Source organism: Gillisia hiemivivida, from assembly GCF_007997295.1.
GTDB lineage: Bacteria > Bacteroidota > Bacteroidia > Flavobacteriales > Flavobacteriaceae > Gillisia > Gillisia hiemivivida.
This window is the reverse complement of sequence record NZ_VORY01000002.1, coordinates 193,934-211,333: the sequence shown is the minus strand read 5'-3', so window position 1 is coordinate 211,333 and position 17,400 is coordinate 193,934. Positions and strand designations below refer to the sequence as shown.

Genomic DNA, 17,400 nt, shown 5'->3' with positions numbered 1-17,400 from the left:
TCTAGGAGCACTCCTTAAGGAAATAATAAATCCTTCTAAAACATCAAATTCTAGAAGGATTATTGATTTTTATAAACTTAAAATTATACTTTTTCGTTCTTTAAAATAGCTATTATTTGTTCAGCCAATTCCATTCCAATTCTATCTTGTGCTTCCAAAGTTGCGGCACCAATATGTGGAGTCAAGGAAATTCTTTCGTTCATTAAGATCTTAATAGAAGGGGTGGGTTCATTTTCATAGACATCAAGTCCGGCGAATGCTACTTTGCCATGTTCCAACCCGTCTAATAAGGCTTCTTCATTTATAAGTCCACCTCTGGAAGTATTTATAATCCCAACACCATGTTTCATTTGTTCAAATTCCTTCTTACCTAAAACAGGTTTAGCTTGTGCAGGAACATGAATTGTTATAAAATCTGAATGTTTTATAAGATCTGCGACCGGTTCTGTCTTAATAGGTAAGGTCACTACTTGATCGTTGTAAAATTTAAGAGTGATATCTAGTTCTCCAACATGGTTATCACTTGCTATAACTTTCATTCCTACACCCAGTGCTAGTTTTGCTACTTCTTTCCCAATTCTACCTATGCCAATAATCCCAAGAGTTTTCCCTTTAAGTTCTGTTCCTGCGGAATAATTCTTTTTTAAGTCTTTAAAATGAGAATCCCCAGAAAGGGGCATATTTCTATTGGAGTCATGCAGATATCTTACCCCTCCAAAAAGATGGGCAAAAACCAATTCTGCTACAGATTCTGAACCAGCGGAGGGAGTGTTTATTACTTTTAGATCTTTACTTCTAGCGTAAGAAACATCGATATTATCCATTCCAACACCACCCCGACCAATTATTTTAAGACTAGGGCAGGAGTCAATAAGATCTTTTCTTACTTGAGTAGCGCTTCTAACTAAAAGTACATTTATCTTTTCTTCATTTATAAATTTCGTCAATTGCTCTTGAGCAACTTTTGTAGAGATCACTTCAAATCCGGCATTTTCAAGTGCTTTAATACCACTTTTTGAAATCCCATCGTTTGCTAAAATTTTCATGCTTTCTTTTCTATTTTTTGAATTCTTATAGCTTAATATGCTAAAATAATTTTATGCTTTTCTTTCCAGATCACTCATAACATCTACTAAAACCTGAACGCTTTCTAATGGCAATGCATTGTACATAGATGCTCTGTAGCCTCCAACACTTCTATGACCATTTAATCCATTTATCCCAGCTTCTTTAAGCATGGTTTCAAAATCTTCTTTCAAAGATTCATCTGTTAGGTTAAAAGTTGCATTCATGATAGAGCGATCTTCTGTAGCAGTATATCCTTTAAATAAAGGGTTAATATCTATTTCTGAATAAAGTAAAGCTGCTTTCTTTTCGTTTTTCTCTTCAATAGCTTTAATTCCGCCTTGAGCTTTTAACCATTTTAAAGTTAGATATGACACATATACAGGATAAACGGCAGGTGTATTAAACATACTATCTTTTTCTATATGAACTTTATAATCTAACATAGAAGGTATTTGTCTTGTAACTTTCCCTAATAGGTCTTCTTTAACAATGACGAGGGTAGTTCCTGCTGGGCCCATATTTTTTTGTGCCCCTGCATAGATTAAATCGAATTTTGAAAAATCCAGTTCTCTAGAGAAAATATCACTACTCATATCGCACACCATTGGTTTAGGGGTGCTTGGAAAAACCTTCATTTGAGTTCCAAAAATGGTATTATTACTCGTACAATGAAAATAATCTACATCTGTAGGGATCATATACCCTTTTGGGATAAAATTGAATTTCTTATCTTCAGAAGAAGCTACTACATTAACCTCTCCAAATAATCTAGCTTCTTTTATCGCTTTAGCGGACCAAGTGCCTGTGTTTAAGTAAGCAGCTTTTTTTTCTAAAAGATTGTAAGCAACCATTAAAAATTCCAAACTTGCACCTCCTTGAAGAAAGAGCGCCTTATAACCTTTACCTTCCAAGCCTAGTAATTCTAAGGCAAGTTGTCTTGCATCTTCCATTACGGCTACAAAATCTTTACTTCTATGTGATATTTCCAGGATAGATAACCCAGTATTATTAAAGTCTAAAACTGCTTGTGAAGCCTCTTGAATAACCTCTTGCGGAAGAATACATGGACCTGCACTAAAGTTGTGTTTTTTCATAAAAATATAGTTTGTAACAAAGATGCTAAAAGTTCCTGTGAATTTGTGTTATTAAAATTATAATTGGTGGGTTAGAAGCCTAAATGAGAATTTTAAAATTCAGGCATTATGAGGAATTCCAAAAATAAGATTTTAAATATTCTCTAGAAATTCTAAGGTGTCAATATTATCTGCGTAATCCCATAATTGTGGGTATTGCGTTTTACCAAAAGGGATTTCAGTTTCCATAAAATCATTGGCAACAACACACTGTAAATTTTCTTTATTCTCTTGGATTGTAGCTTTTAAGGCTTCTAAATCTGAATATTTTTCATAGAAGACGGTTGCAATTGGAGATCCAAAACTTTGATCTTCCTTCAATACTAAAAATCCATTATCCAACATTTTAAATTCACTCATTAAGTAAACAGCCTTGTTATAATCGTAATTATTAGCATATTTCGCATGATTCATTAAGCTTGCCCATGGGGCTATAGCTTTATAAAAAGCATCGAAATCATAATTCTCTGGCACATATAATTTAGAAACACTTCTACAGCCTAAACCAAAATATTTAAAAATATCGTGTCCTAAGGCTATTAATTCTTCAGTTGTTTCCTTACCGGTTAAGATCGCAACAGAATTTCTGTTTTTCCTGATGATGGATTTTTTATTCGCAAAATAATATTCAAAATACCTGGAAGTATTATTACTTCCGGTAGCGATTACAGCTTCAAAATTATTCATCCTGTTCTCAGTAAATTCGATCTTATCCTTATATTTCGAATCTAAAGAAATAAGATAATTTGCCAGAATAGGAAGCAATATCATGTCATTAGAAGATTGTTTTACCAATACTTTATGCCCTGAAATTAATACAGAAATAAAATCGTGAAAACCAACCAAAGGAATATTTCCAGCCATTATGATTCCCACTGTTTTAGGATCTACAGCATCAAAATTATAAGGCTTGATCCACTTATCTAAATTGGTGCTTTTAAGAGATTCACTCCAGCCCTCCAGTGCGAAAAGTATATTTTCTGGAGTAAACCAACCATTGTGATGTATGGCTCTTTCTATTTGCTCTTTAAAATCCTCGAAAAAGTCAGCATTATTAATCACATCCTTGTGCTGTTCTATTCCATCTCTTCGAAATTGGTTTAAAAACTTACCTAGTTCTATAAAATTTGATTTTCGCAGTTGGATTGACATAAGGCTTATTTGGTTATGAATTGTTTTGGCTTTAAATTTGTGCTGGCGAAATTAAAAGTTATAGAATTAAAATCGCCTATAAATCAATGAAAAATTGAATCCAAATTACTGGAGATTTATTGATTACAATTTAAATTTACTAATAATAGAGTTATGGCAATTATAATAACAGATGAATGTATAAACTGTGGTGCTTGTGAGCCAGAGTGTCCAAATACTGCAATTTATGAAGGTGCAGATGATTGGAGATATGCCGATGGAACGGACCTAGAAGGAAATGTGGTTTTACCAGATGGAAAAAAAGTGGAAGCTAATGAAGCTCAAGAGCCCATTAGTGACGAGATCTATTACATAGTTCCAGATAAGTGTACAGAATGTAAAGGTTTTCATGATGAGCCACAGTGTGCAGCAGTATGCCCGGTAGATTGTTGTGTGCCAGATGATAGCCATGTAGAGACCGAAGAGGAACTTTTAGGGAAACAACGATTTATGCATGAAGAATAAGCAAGTTGCATACAATTAAAAACACCAAACCCCACAAGAACGTGGGGTTTGGTGTTTTTAAGATCTTAAGTAAATTATTCTCTATTTAATTGACGCTGAATTTTTTCAATTGCATTTTGAATAGATTTTTCAGGTTCTATAATATTATCATTTCCCCAAAAATTGGCATCAGCAAATCCAGAGATGTCGTCTACCATGACTACAGATGGTCTTATGTAATTCATATCTTTTCTTGATTCCTTATTAGTATAATCTTCCCAATTTGTAACCACCATTTCACTATTCAAAGTATATCTGGAATTAAATAATTTCCTGTCCCAGTTTACTACGAATTCTAAGAGAGCATTTCCATATCCATAATACCATTTCCCATCACTCTCTATATAATTAATTTCGTAATTAACATCCACAGGATAAACCGTAGCTCTTGAGGGCTTTCTTTTTACAAACATTTCGGATGCAGTGTCTCTATCATCTACATTTAGCTTATAAGATGCTTTCAATAAAGTATTTGTTTCGGTATCTATAAAAAGTTTACCATAATACCAGGGTAGGGATTTATTGATCTCCTCAAAATCAACAACATAAACATATCTTTTGCCCATTTTTGTAGGCTGATCAAAACTAAATCTGAATTCCTCTAAATTACCGGCGTCAAAAACAAATTCAGTATATTTCATTAGATCTACATACAAAGTATTAAAGGGACCACCTCTTAATTTTATGGCCAATGTGTCTAATCTGTCATAATCGGTGCTTTTTCTAGCCTTATAAATTGCAACGTCATCCTTTTTAGCAGAACTGTTAGGTTGTTTATAGATCTTCACTACAGCTTCAGAAAGAGAAGCGTTTCTTCTTCCCTTTTTAATGATCTCTCTATAGAAAGCAGTCATTAAAGTAGGATTATCAAAGTAATTATCACCTCTTTTTTCAAGCATAGCTCTAATGAGTTTTTTGGCATCTGTTGCTTTGAAAATGCTAACCTCAGATAGAACTTCTAAAGACTCTTCTAAAGTTATGCGGGTATATTCTTTTGAAAAGGAACTCAAAGGAACTGTCTTACTCTTATAGCCTAAAAAGGAAATCGTTACTTGAGAACTCATAAGGTCTGCGGGGATCTTTAAAGAAAATTCACCTTCGCTATTTGTAATAGTGGAAATATTGCTACCATTTACAGTAAGATGCGCCGAAATAATAGGGTCGCCACTTCTATTATCTACTACTTCTCCTTTAAATTCTACATATTGAAATTTGTTTGTTTCAATGCTTTGCTGAAAAGAATAGGAATAAGTAGCTCTAGGTGTTAAGCATATGAGGGCTAATAATAATATATATGTAATCGGACTTAATTGAAAGTCATTAAAATTTGTTTTCATAGCAAGATTATTAGATTCACTCAATTGAATACGTACTAATATATCGATTTTTACTAAATTATTATAGTTATTGAATGGATTAATACTTAGGGCAAAAGAAAATTTTTAAAATTCTTTTTATTTCAGACTTTTAAGCCCTAATCGAGAGTTTAATTCCCCGAGTTTCTCTATTTTTTCAGAAGAAAAAAAACATGATCTTAGTATTTATAACATTTGATTTTTTTAGGTAAAATTCATGGAAGAAATAATTTATAAAACCTGTACTTCAAAAAAAGAATTGGAAGGAATTCTGCAGTTACAAAATACAAATCATTATTCTAAACTGTCAAAGGAAGAAATCGCTTCTGAAGGATTCTTAACCTGTACTCATAATTTAGAATTATTAACTGAATTTAATTGTATTGCGCCACATGTAATAGCTATCTCTCATAATACAGTGGTAGCCTACCTCTTAGCAATGACAGCAATAGCAGAAGAGAAAATGCTCCTTTTAAGACCAATGTTTTTAGAATTTAAAAAATTGGTTTATAGTAGTAAAAAAATTGAAGAATATAATTACCTGATAGTAGGTCAAGTTTGCGTTGGGAAAGGATTTAGAGGGCAAGGTGTTTTAGAAAAGTGTTATCAACTGTATCAAACTATTTATAAGGATAGATTCGAATTTGCTATAACAGAAATTGATGTAAGAAACCAACGCTCTTTAAATGCTCATTTAAAATTGGGCTTTAGAGAAATTCATAGATACTCTTCTCCAGATGGAAAAGAGTGGTGTATTGTACTTCTAGATTGGAATAAATATAAAAAAGAGGCTAATCCAAAGATTAGCCTCTTTTAAATAATGTAATGGTAGATTTACTTTTTGAAAAATCTTCTGGTATGAATTTTTCCTTTATCAGTTTCCATTTGAATGATTAATAATCCTTTTTTGAGATTAGAAACATCCACACTTGCCGCATGTCCTGGCACGTCATATAAGACACCTAGCAGTTTTTTCCCTTCCAGATTGTATACAACAACAGATTTTATATGAGAATTAGACATCCTCATATTAATATTGTTAGAAGTAGGGTTAGGTGATAAAGACAACGTGATATCTTCTTTTCCTCCTTCTATTTGTGGGCCATTATGCCATGAAAAAGAATCATCTATTGGACTGGACATTCCTTTAGCAACACCATGATCGTGTTTATCAGCTCCGGAAGCATGCGGAGTACTGGTTTGTGCGCTTAGAGAGAAAATCCCTATTAAACTAAATGCAACTGTAACATACATTTTTCGTTGTAATTTTTTCATCATAATTAGGTTTTTTTGGTTGGTATTGTTTTTAATTGATTTGGCTAAGCAATCAAAAACAATTAACAAATATAACTTAAATTCTTATAAATCAGACATAAGGAGTTTTTTATCGATGAAATACATGTTTGTTTGAAAAATTTAACTTTTTAAATGTAATTAATTCGAATATCGCAGTAATTATTTTGATTGCTTTTCCATTTCGTCATAATATGATACTGAGTTCATCGTTATACGATTACCTAACAGATAATTTAAAATAGGATGAACAAATATATTTTGAGTTTATTAATTATTTTGATTTTGAAACCTTTTATAAGTTTCTCACAAGAGAATATTGAAGGTAAATCTGTAACAGATCTCGTTCTTTATCAATTAAATAAGGAAAGAGCTCTACTCAGAGAAAATGTAGATAGTAAGATAAAATTAATGGATGCCAAGATCACCAATCTGGACGAAAGCATTCGCACTACAAATTCTTCTTCAGAAAAAGTAGATAAACTTTTAGAGCGCGTTCAAATACTTGAAGAGAGACAATTAGAACTGGATAAGAATCTAATTAGTGTATATAAATACAATTATAGTTCTGCGGTATTAAACCTGGCTTCGATGGAACGTGAGATCAAACCCTTAAATCTATTTAATAGTTCTAGAGATTTTTACACGACCTTAGACAAAGTCAGTAATCCTATGAATTACGAGGGATATGCAGCTTGGTTCAAGGAGTTTGAAAAATATATTGAAGAAAATAAAAAAGATGAAGCAAGACTGGATGCGCTAAGCCATATAATTCAGGTAACAGGGAATTTGGCTGAAGGAACTCCATTTACAGGGATGTTTGCGGGAAGCCTTTTCGACGGAATAGGTAGTTTCATAAATAGCCTGGGAAGAAGAGACAGAGATTTGCAGGAGAAAAGTATAAAAATGTTCAAACTAACAACTTCTGTTTCTCAGTTCACCCACGATAAAGACCTTATTGAAACTGAATGGAATTCTATTGGCAAAAGCTTGGATGAACTTAAGGAACTTCAGGAGAAATCTATGAATGAAAATATCGTTAACATTTTAGGGATCAATAAAACCGAATTTAAAAAGCGATTTACAGATGAAACAGACGCTAAGAAAAGAACACAGTATATACTGGATATTTCAAAAATTGCTGAAGATAAAATTGTAGAAGAACGCAACAAGAACGGGGAGAACTGGAAACAAGATTTCTATAATCAGATGGTGACGGTTCAGAATTTAAAAATACGATTTGGCACCTTAACTTTTAGAATTCTTGAGAATTTAGATAAATATAAGGTTTTGATTAAAAAATATAAGCAAGACGAATATTTAAAAGATAAGGTAGATCAATTAGATTTAAAACTGAATTTGGTACGGAACAGTTTTGAAGCAACTTTTAATCCACAAGATTATATAAAAGCTTCTAATGAGATGTATATTGTGGAGTAATTCCTTATAATAAGTGTTATAAAGCAAAAGGCGAGAACTAATGTTCTCGCCTTTTTTATAAAAATCATATATTGAATTAGAACTGGATATTCAATTTGGCATAGTAATATGCTCCCCCAAATCCCATTTGTACAGAATCCCAATATCCTCCACCTTCAACAAAATCGTCTTGTTGATCTGGATATACGTTAAAAAGGTTGTTACTACCAATATTTAATTTTAGGTTATCAGTTAATTCGTAACCTAAATTTAAATCGGTAGTGATCTTTGGACTGTAAGTATCTGTAGCCGCCGCGATCTGATTCTCAAAACTCCCATAATCTGCTACGTCTTCAAATGTTTGGAAGTCCAATAATTCCACTTCACTAAATCTATTAATACCAAGAGCGACATTAAACTTGTTGATGTCATAATTTAAATTCAATATAAACTTGCTATCTGGGGCAGATGCTAATAAAAATGCTTTATCACGTTCCCCAAAGAAAGTTTGTTCATCTAAAACACCATTTTTAACATCAGTAATTGTCATGTTGTTAATATTTCCAATAAGGCTAGAAGTAAAAGTTCCCTCTCCTAATTGTGTTTTGTGAGAAAGAACGATATCCAATCCTACAGTTTCAGTATCTGCTCCATTTGCAAAGAATTGTGCAGCTTCTACATTTTCTATTTGTGGAGCATCAAAATTTCCTGTAAGAACTATACGATCTTGAATGTCTATATAATATCCATCTACGGTAGCGGTGAAACTTCCAACATTAGCTGTAAATCCTAGGGAAGCATTGAATGCAGTTTCTTCTTGTAAAGGTCCAATCCCAAAAGAGGCTGTTACAGGACTATTATTAGGGGATAACAAAGATTCCACAGCTTCCCCACCAACAAAGTTTGTAAATTTTAAGTTGTAATAGATCTGAGCTAGGGATGGTGCTCTAAACCCTGTACTTACAGAACCCCTAACATTTACGGCATCTGTAACTTTATATCTTGCAGCCAATTTCCCGTTTAGGGTGCTTCCAAAATCGCTATAGTCTTCAAATCTGGCTGCTGCAGCAACTAAGAATCTATCGGTTAAATCAAATTCGCCATCTACATAGAAAGAAACGTTAGATCTACTTCTGTCCACTTCGTTGGCTGGACCATATCCAGGGAATCCTTGAGATCCACCAGGTCCAGCTGGTAATAAAGCTGTAATTGGAGTTGGAATAGGATCTTCATTCTCGTCTAAAATAGGATCACCACTTTCATTTCTAACGATATCATCATAAGCAGTGTTAATATTCCCGGTACCATCATAAGTGGCATAAGAACCTTCTTCGCCTGCGAAGATCACGAAATTTTCCGTTTTATATTCGGCTCCAAAAGCAAAGTTTACGCCCTCCAGTATATCTTCATAATATTTTGAGAAATCAAGATTAACTGTATTCTGGCTCAAGCTATGACCACCTGCATCAAAATTAGTGGGTGAGTTATCTTGTAGGGAGGCATTTAGAGTTCCCTTAATATAATAATGGAAGAAGTTCTTTCCCCAAGTATTACTCACATCTATTTTCCAACCGCTTTCAGTTTCAGTTCTAAAACCAGCAGCTACAGAGTTATCTGTAATAATTGAGGTTATTCTAGGAGTAAAACCATCAGGATAGATGCTCGTTACATTTCTATCTGTAGCACTATCTCTTGTAAAAGCATAGGCATCGGTATCTCTATAATTTCTACCTCCAAAAGCGTAGAATTCAGAATTATCTGTTAGAGGAACTGCTACATTTCCGAAGAAATTAAATCCATCTATGGCTGCCTCTCCAAAACCTCTTCTAAAATCGAAACCAGGTCTTAAAGTTTTATTTTTGCTGATGTATTCTGTTGTGAAGTTGGCAAATCCTTCCTCTCCAATAGCCACACCATAATTTGCAGTTACTTTAACAGAACCCCCATCAAAAGATTTATCGTCTCCAATTTGGTTTCCATCTCTTTCCGTATCTAATCTATTTCCATCTGTATTTGCGGTTCCTTCAGGAAAATCTCCTTCTGCATTGGTGTTGTAGAATCCGTAATTTATATTTCCTGTAAAATTTCCTACATCATCATTTAATACCAAGTTAATTACTCCCGCAATAGCATCAGATCCATATTGTGCAGAAGCTCCATCTCTTAAGATCTCAATTCTTTTAATTGCTGAAGCAGGGATTGCATTTAAATCTGTTCCTGTATTTCCTCTTCCTCGGGTTCCAAATATATTAATAAGAGAAGATTGGTGTCTTCTTTTACCATTTATCAAGACCAAGGTTTGATCTGGACCTAAACCCCTTAATGAGGCAGGATCAATATGATCTGCTCCATCAGACCCAGATTGCTTGTTAGCATTGAAAGAAGGTGCTGCATATTGCAACAATTCATTTACTTCAATACGTCCTGTTTGAGTGGTAACAGAACTTACATCTATCACATCTATTGCAACTGGAGTATCTGTTGCAGTACGGTTAGGATTTCTAGATCCAGTTAATTGTATTTCTCCTAAAGAAACTCCATCTGCAAGAGTTACGTTTATTGTAGTTCTTGATCCTACAACTTCTTCATTTTCCTCAAAACCAACATAACTAAAAACCAGGGTAGCAGCTTCACTAACATTTATAGCATAGTTTCCATCGAAATCTGTAGTAGTTCCATTATTAGTGTTCTTTTCAAAAATGTTCACACCGGGCAATGGCACACCGGTGTTATCTGTTACAGTTCCTGTGACTTGCTGAGCCATCAAAAACCCAGGAGCACATAAAAAGGTAAAAATCAGTAAAATTTTGTTCATGATTAATTGGTTTTAATTGGTTAGAGTATTGAATATAACACATTTACCAACAAGGATCGAAAAAACCTCTGAAAGGATATATAGCCCAGTACATTATGAAAGTTTGATTATTGAATTAAAATTCGGTTTTTATATACTTAAAAGTATTGCTTAGAGACCCATAATTATCAATTTTATCCAATAATTTGAAATAAAAAAAACCGCCTCAATTATGAAGCGGTTTCAGTTTATAAATTAGGAAATATGCAACTAGCTCAAAAAAATAGCTTATCCACATTTAGAAGATCCACAATCTTTACAGGTTAAACAACCTTCCTGATATATTAGATTTGTAGAGCTGCAATTGGTACATTTTTGTCCTTTTGCTTCGGTGCCGTCTGCTACATAACGTTTTAAAGCGCGGGCTACCCCATTTTTCCACGTGTTAATAGACTCGCTGTTTAATTGCAAACTATTAATAAGGTCTACAGCGTTGTCTATTGGCATGCCATGTCTTAAGGTACTAGAGATTAATTTTGCATAGTTCCAGAATTCAGGATCAAATTTATGAGATAGACCCTCAATAGTGGTTTTATAACCTCTTTGGTTCTTATACTGGAAATCATATCTTGAATTTCCCTGCTCATTTTTATTTTTAATAATCAAACCGTTATCTACCCATCTTGGGATTAGAATTCCGTCATCATCATCTGCCAAACCTGTAAAGATTTCATAAGGTTTGTCATCTATAAGTCCAATAAAGGCGATCCATTTCTCTTTATTATTTTGGAATCTGATTACATCTGCCTTCAACTCAACCGGTCTCTTGGTTGAAAATCGAGTATTACTTTCTGTAGTTTCCTTTTTCGCTTCATTAGAAATAAGGACACCGCTTCTAGAGCCATCTCTGTAAACGGTCACTCCTTTACAACCAACTTTCCATGCTTCCATATAAAGTTTTCCAACAAGCTCCTCTGTAGCGTCATTTGGTAAATTGACGGTTACACTTATTGAGTGATCTACCCATTTTTGAACAGCTCCTTGCATTCTCACTTTACTCAACCAATCTATATCATTGGAGGTGGATTGATAATAAGGAGATTTTTTAACTAATTCATCCAGATCTTTTTGAGTATAATCATTACTTATTTCATGACCATTTACTTGCATCCATTCTTTAAAACGGTGATGAAATACAACATATTCCTCCCAAGAATCTCCGGTTTCATCTACATAATCTACGCTTACATTTTTATCATTTGGATTTACTTTTCTTCGTCTCTTATAAACAGGCATAAACACAGGTTCAATCCCAGAGGTGGTTTGGGTCATTAAACTTGTGGTTCCTGTGGGAGCAATAGTTAACATCGCAATGTTTCTTCTACCGTGTTCCAGCATTTCATAATACAGCTGTTCATCTGCTTCTTTTATACGCTGAATAAATGGATTGTTTTTTTCTTTATCTGAATCATAAAAAGCAAAAGCTCCTCGTTCTTTAGCCATATTAACAGATCCTCTATAAGCTTCTAAGGCTAAAGTTTTATGAACTTTTACCGAAAACTCAATCCCTTCCGGACTTCCATATGCAATTCCTAAAGCTGCAAGCATATCGCCTTCTGCAGTGATTCCTATTCCTGTACGTCTGCCTTCATTAGCCTTCTTCTTAATTTCTAACCAAAGATTTCTTTCTACCCTTTTTATCTCTTCATTTTCTGGATCTGCATTAATTTTTCGAAGAATATCTTCAATTTTCTCTAATTCTAGATCGATAATGTCATCCATCATTCGCTGTGCTGCAGCAACATGTTTTTTAAACAATTTAAAGTCAAAAGATGCTTCTGAAGTAAATGGATTTTCAACATAAGAGAAAAGATTAATAGCTAAAAGCCTGCAAGAGTCATAAGGACAAAGAGGTATTTCCCCACACGGGTTAGTGGAAACAGTTTTATAACCAAGATCTGAATAACAATCTGGCACTGATTCATTAATGATGGTATCCCAAAATAAAATCCCAGGCTCGGCAGATTTCCATGCATTATGAACAATCTTGTTCCATAATACCAAAGAATCTATCTCCTTAGATTGTTTAGGATTTTCACTATGTATCGGAAATTTTTGCACATAAGGAGCTCTGTTTTCTACAGATTTCATGAATTCATCGTCTATCCGAACCGATACATTAGCGCCAGTTACCTTTCCCTGCTCCATTTTGGCATCTATAAAGTTTTCAGAATCTGGATGATTTATGGAGATTGACAGCATTAAAGCACCGCGTCTTCCATCTTGGGCAACTTCTCTGGTAGAGTTTGAGTATCTTTCCATGAAAGGCACAATTCCGGTAGAGGTAAGGGCAGAATTTTTTACAGGAGAACCTTTAGGTCTAATATGCGAAAGATCATGTCCAACCCCACCACGACGTTTCATTAACTGTACTTGTTCTTGATCAATTTTCATAATACTTCCATAGGAATCGCTTTCTCCATCGTTACCGATTACAAAGCAATTAGAAAGTGAGCCCACTTGAAATTTATTTCCTATTCCCGCCATTGGGCTACCCTGTGGTACTATATATTTAAAGTTCTTGATTAATCCCATAATTTCCTCTTCACTCATAGGATTAGGATATTTTGCTTCAATTCTGGCAATTTCTTTGGCAATTCTCAAATGCATATCTTGAGGAGATCGCTCATAAATATTATCGTAAGAATCTTTTAAAGCGTATTTGTTTATCCAAACTCTGGCTGCTAGTTCATCTCCTTCAAAATATTTTTTGGAGGCTTCAAAAGCTTCGTCCTGAGTATAGGTTTTGTTCTGGGTGGGATTGGTTTCAACTTTCATTAATTATAATTGTAAGTGGTTAAAGGCTGTACTTTCGATATTGTAAATGTAGTTAAAACCTATTGATTTTTTAAAACGTAAAATTAATAAAGTTTACAGCTAAACTTATTTAACATACTGATTATCAATAATATAATTATTTGTGAACAAAAGATTGTTCACAAATTTATTTTTTTATAAAATTTATAAAGTTTAAAAAATACCGAAATTTGTTTTCAATTTGATCCCTGAATTCCGTGATAAATTGTTCAAAATAGCTTCCTTTTTTAAAAGTTGAAGTAGAACTGCAAAGATGAAATTAGAGATTTAAATTATCCTTGATTCGAGAAATATTTTTATTATTTTTTAGATGATTATTACTTAATTGAGGCTGTCTTTTCTCGGTTCAAATCTCTATATTTGCAGCCGCAAAAACATAGCATTAAATTATATTTTATGAAAGCAGGAATTGTAGGATTACCAAATGTGGGGAAATCAACACTCTTTAATTGTTTATCTAATGCAAAAGCACAAAGTGCAAACTTTCCTTTTTGTACTATAGAACCTAATATTGGAGTTGTGAATGTTCCGGACATGCGACTTCAAAAATTAGAATCTTTGGTTAATCCAGAGCGTGTACTACCTGCAACAGTCGATATAGTAGATATTGCTGGACTCGTAAAAGGTGCGAGTAAGGGCGAAGGTTTAGGAAATCAATTTTTAGGAAACATTCGGGAGACAGATGCAATTCTACATGTTTTGCGTTGTTTTGAAGATGATAATATCATACACGTTGATGGTTCTGTAGATCCTGTTAGGGATAAAGAGACCATAGATATGGAGCTTCAGCTAAAAGATCTTGAAACTATAGATAAGAAATTAGAAAAAGTAAAGAGAGCTTCTAGAACTGGTAATAAGGAGGCTCAAAAAGAGGAAGGAGCGTTACTGAAGGTGAAAGCTGGATTGGAAGCAGGCAAATCTGTTCGAGCTCTGGATCTTACCGATTCTGAAAGAGAAGAATTTATTAAGAATCTTCAACTTATTACAGATAAACCGGTAATGTATGTGTGTAATGTAGATGAAAAAGCAGCTGTAGATGGGAATGCATTTGTAGAGCAGGTGAAAGTAGCGGTAAAAGATGAAAATGCTGAGGTAATCGTTTTGGCAGTAGGTACTGAAGCTGATATTACTGAGCTTGATGATTACGAAGAAAGAAAAATGTTTCTTCAGGATATAGGATTGGATGAACCGGGTTCAGCAAAACTTATTCGCGGAGCCTACAGACTTCTTAAGTTACAAACCTATTTTACTGCAGGAGTTAAAGAAGTGAGAGCTTGGACCATTCCAGTTGGATCTAGTGCTCCTCAAGCTGCAGGAGTGATACATACAGATTTCGAAAAAGGTTTTATTCGTGCTGAGGTAATTGCCTATGAGGATTTTGTTTCTTTAGGTAGCGAAGCCAAAGTAAAAGAAGCTGGAAAAATGAAAGTTGAAGGAAAGGAATATATAGTTAAAGATGGTGATGTAATGCATTTTAGATTCAACGTATAATTCAAAAATAAAATATCACCAGAATTTAAATCTTGCAGCAATGTGAGATTTTCTGTTTTTAGTCAAGAAGAATATTTGATTCCGGATTGTCAAGTTTTTTGTAGGTTATTATCTTTAACTAACGATATTTAAGTTTTTCGTTATCCTATGTTTATGCCAAACTTCGAATTCAGTTTGACAAAGCAGAAAAAATGTCAGTGGAGCAGAATCTCTTCGATAAGAGATCCCTCCTCCGTGGGGATGACAACTTACTTTAATTCAGAACTTGATTCAGCATCTCATCCCGTTATTTCTCTGGAAAAATAATTGGCAATTCTTATTAAAATATTCTTAATTTCTTTGTTAATTACTTTGTTGGCTACCTATTTCAATTTTTTAATGTAAGCCTTATATTAGCGACTCAATGCCACAAACTATTTATGATAGAAGAAACTAAGTATACCGAAGATAATATTCGTTCTTTAGACTGGAAGGAGCATATTAGAATGCGCCCCGGAATGTATATTGGAAAGCTTGGTGACGGTTCTACTGCAGATGATGGGATTTATATTCTTCTAAAAGAGGTTTTAGATAATAGTATAGATGAGTTTGTGATGGGAACAGGTAAGACCATTGAGATCTCTGTTCAAAACCAACGTGTAATTGTTCGGGATTACGGTCGTGGTATTCCATTAGGTAAAGTGGTAGATGTAGTGTCTAAAATGAATACGGGTGGGAAGTATGACTCCCGGGCATTTAAGAAATCTGTTGGATTAAACGGAGTGGGAACAAAAGCAGTAAATGCATTGTCGTCCAATTTCAAAGTAGAATCTACCAGAGATGGAAGATCTAAATCGGCAGAATTTGAGCAGGGAAATTTGATAAATGAAGAAGAACTTGATGAAACTTCAAGACGTCGTGGAACAAAGGTTTCCTTTACTCCAGACGAATCTATTTTCAAAAATTTTAAATACCGGAATGAGTATATCGAAAAAATGCTCAAAAATTATGTGTATTTAAATCCTGGACTTACCATCATGTTTAATGGTGAGAAATTTTATTCTGAAAATGGATTAAAAGATCTTCTGGGAGATAGTATTAATGAAGATGATCAATTATATCCAATTATCCATCTAAGGGGTGAAGATATAGAGCTTGCACTTACACACAGTAAAACTCAATATTCTGAAGAATACCATTCATTTGTAAATGGACAAAATACTTCTCAAGGAGGAACGCATTTAGCCGCTTACAGGGAATCTTTAGTAAGAACGATCCGTGAATACTTCGGTAAGAACTACGAATCTTCAGATATTCGAAAATCTGTTGTTACAGCAATTAGTATAAAAGTAATGGAGCCTGTCTTTGAAAGTCAGACCAAAACTAAATTAGGTTCCACAGATATGGGAGGTGATTTACCAACCGTAAGAACACACATTAACGATTTTCTAAAAAAATACCTGGATAACTATCTTCATAAGAATCCGGAGACTGCAGATAAATTACAAAGAAAGATTTTACAGGCAGAACGCGAGCGGAAGGAATTATCGGGAATTAGAAAATTAGCTAAGGATAGAGCGAAAAAATCAAGTTTACACAATAAAAAACTTAGAGATTGTAGAATTCATTTAGGGGATAGTAAGAAAGAGAAATATTTAGAATCTACTTTATTTATTACCGAGGGAGATTCTGCGAGTGGTAGTATCACTAAATCCAGAGATGTGAACACTCAAGCTGTTTTTAGTTTAAAAGGGAAACCTTTAAATAGCTATGGACTTTCTAAAAAGATCGTTTACGAGAACGAAGAATTTAATTTATTGCAAGCAGCCTTAAATATAGAAGAATCTATTGCAGATCTAAGATATAACAATATCGTAATTGCAACAGATGCCGATGTAGATGGAATGCACATTAGGTTGTTATTAATAACATTTTTCCTTCAATTCTTTCCAGAGCTTATAAAAGAAAATCATTTATATATTCTACAAACTCCGTTATTTAGGGTTCGGAATAAAAAGGAAACAATATATTGCTACAGCCAGTTGGAAAAACAACAAGCTGAAGAGAAATTGAGCGGGAAAGCAGAAATCACCCGATTTAAAGGACTTGGAGAGATATCTCCAGACGAATTCAAGCATTTTATTGGGGAAAATATTAGATTGGATCCTGTAATGTTAGATAAAGAAATGTCTATTGAAGAATTGTTAGGGTTTTATATGGGTAAAAATACGCCAGACAGGCAGGAATTTATAATAGATAATTTAAAAGTCGAACTCGATTTGATAGAGGAATAGCC

Annotated in this window: 12 protein-coding genes; 5 read left to right on the top strand and 7 right to left on the bottom strand. The window is 33.8% G+C overall.

Going from position 1 to position 17,400, the window contains the following annotated elements; translation table 11 throughout:
* Positions 1–83: 83 nt before the first annotated feature.
* From ES724_RS03190 to ES724_RS03180, 3 genes are all read right to left on the bottom strand, one after another.
* On the bottom strand, positions 84–1,046 hold the full coding sequence (locus ES724_RS03190; RefSeq protein WP_146929467.1) for a D-2-hydroxyacid dehydrogenase: 963 nt from the start codon (positions 1,044–1,046) through the stop codon (positions 84–86).
* A 51-nt stretch (positions 1,047–1,097) separates the two neighbouring features.
* Entirely contained in the window at positions 1,098–2,162 is a 1,065-nt protein-coding gene (gene serC, locus ES724_RS03185; RefSeq protein WP_146929464.1) for a 3-phosphoserine/phosphohydroxythreonine transaminase, read from the bottom strand.
* A 132-nt stretch (positions 2,163–2,294) separates the two neighbouring features.
* Positions 2,295–3,353 carry an acyl-CoA reductase gene (locus ES724_RS03180; protein ID WP_146929461.1) on the bottom strand — a complete coding sequence of 353 codons (1,059 nt, stop codon included), beginning with the start codon at positions 3,351–3,353 and terminating at the stop codon, positions 2,295–2,297.
* Between the two features lie 153 nt (positions 3,354–3,506).
* On the opposite strand from ES724_RS03180, the gene ES724_RS03175 reads away from it, so the two are divergent.
* On the top strand, positions 3,507–3,857 hold the full coding sequence (locus tag ES724_RS03175) for a 4Fe-4S dicluster domain-containing protein (protein WP_026838399.1): 351 nt from the start codon (positions 3,507–3,509) through the stop codon (positions 3,855–3,857).
* 74 nt (positions 3,858–3,931) lie between these two features.
* Here ES724_RS03175 and ES724_RS03170 read toward each other — a convergent pair whose 3' ends face one another.
* Positions 3,932–5,233, bottom strand: coding sequence for a carboxypeptidase-like regulatory domain-containing protein (locus ES724_RS03170; protein WP_146929458.1), 1,302 nt, complete (start codon positions 5,231–5,233; stop codon positions 3,932–3,934).
* Positions 5,234–5,468: 235 nt separating this feature from the next.
* On the opposite strand from ES724_RS03170, the gene ES724_RS03165 reads away from it, so the two are divergent.
* A complete protein-coding gene (locus ES724_RS03165; protein ID WP_146929455.1) occupies positions 5,469–6,068 on the top strand; it encodes a GNAT family N-acetyltransferase in 600 nt (199 codons plus the stop codon).
* Between the two features lie 17 nt (positions 6,069–6,085).
* Here ES724_RS03165 and ES724_RS03160 read toward each other — a convergent pair whose 3' ends face one another.
* Positions 6,086–6,529 (bottom strand): T9SS type A sorting domain-containing protein, encoded by a 444-nt coding sequence (locus tag ES724_RS03160; protein WP_146929452.1) that lies wholly within the window; start codon positions 6,527–6,529, stop codon positions 6,086–6,088.
* Positions 6,530–6,790: 261 nt separating this feature from the next.
* On the opposite strand from ES724_RS03160, the gene ES724_RS03155 reads away from it, so the two are divergent.
* Positions 6,791–7,984 carry a hypothetical protein gene (locus ES724_RS03155; RefSeq protein WP_146929449.1) on the top strand — a complete coding sequence of 398 codons (1,194 nt, stop codon included), beginning with the start codon at positions 6,791–6,793 and terminating at the stop codon, positions 7,982–7,984.
* 76 nt (positions 7,985–8,060) lie between these two features.
* Here ES724_RS03155 and ES724_RS03150 read toward each other — a convergent pair whose 3' ends face one another.
* Together ES724_RS03150 and ES724_RS03145 are read right to left on the bottom strand one after the other, a co-directional pair.
* On the bottom strand, positions 8,061–10,778 hold the full coding sequence (locus tag ES724_RS03150; protein WP_146929446.1) for a TonB-dependent receptor: 2,718 nt from the start codon (positions 10,776–10,778) through the stop codon (positions 8,061–8,063).
* 267 nt (positions 10,779–11,045) lie between these two features.
* Positions 11,046–13,595 carry an adenosylcobalamin-dependent ribonucleoside-diphosphate reductase gene (locus ES724_RS03145; protein ID WP_146929443.1) on the bottom strand — a complete coding sequence of 850 codons (2,550 nt, stop codon included), beginning with the start codon at positions 13,593–13,595 and terminating at the stop codon, positions 11,046–11,048.
* Between the two features lie 435 nt (positions 13,596–14,030).
* Here ES724_RS03145 and ychF point away from each other — a divergent pair, with 435 nt between their 5' ends.
* Together ychF and ES724_RS03135 are read left to right on the top strand one after the other, a co-directional pair.
* Entirely contained in the window at positions 14,031–15,125 is a 1,095-nt protein-coding gene (gene ychF, locus ES724_RS03140; protein ID WP_146929440.1) for a redox-regulated ATPase YchF, read from the top strand.
* Between the two features lie 419 nt (positions 15,126–15,544).
* Complete coding sequence (locus tag ES724_RS03135) at positions 15,545–17,398, top strand: DNA topoisomerase IV subunit B (RefSeq protein ID WP_026838408.1); 1,854 nt, start codon at positions 15,545–15,547, stop codon at positions 17,396–17,398.
* Positions 17,399–17,400: the final 2 nt, after the last annotated feature.